Source organism: Streptomyces sp. LS1784, assembly GCF_020103755.1.
Lineage (GTDB): Bacteria > Actinomycetota > Actinomycetes > Streptomycetales > Streptomycetaceae > Kitasatospora.
Genome location: NZ_JAHSQD010001217.1, coordinates 1 through 739 on the forward strand (window position 1 = coordinate 1; position 739 = coordinate 739).

Sequence of the window (739 nt, forward strand, 5' to 3'; positions counted from 1 at the left end):
CCGGCGGTCCCGCGGTCGGCCCGGCCAGCGCCGCGCTCTCGGCGGCCCTGCGGCTCTGGCTCGCCGGGGACCGGCGCGCCCTCGTGGCCGGACTGGCCCGGTTGCACGGGGGTTGTGGCGCCGGCTCCGTGACGGCGGTGCGGTCCGAGGTGGGTGCGGCGGCCTTCGGGGTGGAAACGGTGAGGGTCGCGGCCTGATCCTCCGCTTGTTCTGACGATGCGTCACACATCAAGGGGCAATGGCATGTCCGGGGCGGAAAATCTCCTGGTCAGGGCACTGGTCAGCATCCGCCGGCGGGTCTAGCATTCCGTCACGGCCGACGGAGTCACACGCCCCGGGACTCCGGCCGGGTGGCCGCCACCACCCCTGCCGGGGAGCGCACACCCCCCGAGTGCGCTCCCCGGCTCCGCCCTGCCCGGGGCCGCCCTGCCCGGGACGGTTCCGGCGCCCCCGGCCACCGTCAGGTCGAACCGTCCCGGGAATTCCGCAAGAGGTTTCTGTTATTCCCGGTCGTCCCTTCCGCTCTCCGGAGTGTAGGAAGGCCCGAGCCCCTCATGCCACGGGCCGCGGGTCGTCGTACGAGGAGAGGGACGCGATGGGGCACCGCGGCGGGCGCCGCAGGCTCACCCGCGGGAGCGCCCTGGGTGGGAGCACGGGCTCGCCGGCCGGGGCGGTCGGGAAGGACGGGTCGGGGGCACCGGCGGACCGGCACCGCCACCGGGCCCCGGGGCGTCCGGCC

The 739-nt window shown here is 75.9% G+C and carries 1 protein-coding gene; it reads left to right on the forward strand.

The features are described 5' to 3' along the window. Nucleotides 1–197, forward strand: a 197-nt coding sequence (locus tag KS423_RS46620) for a hypothetical protein (protein WP_224285678.1), incomplete at its 5' end; no start/stop codon positions are given. Between the last annotated feature and the right edge of the window lie 542 nt (nucleotides 198–739).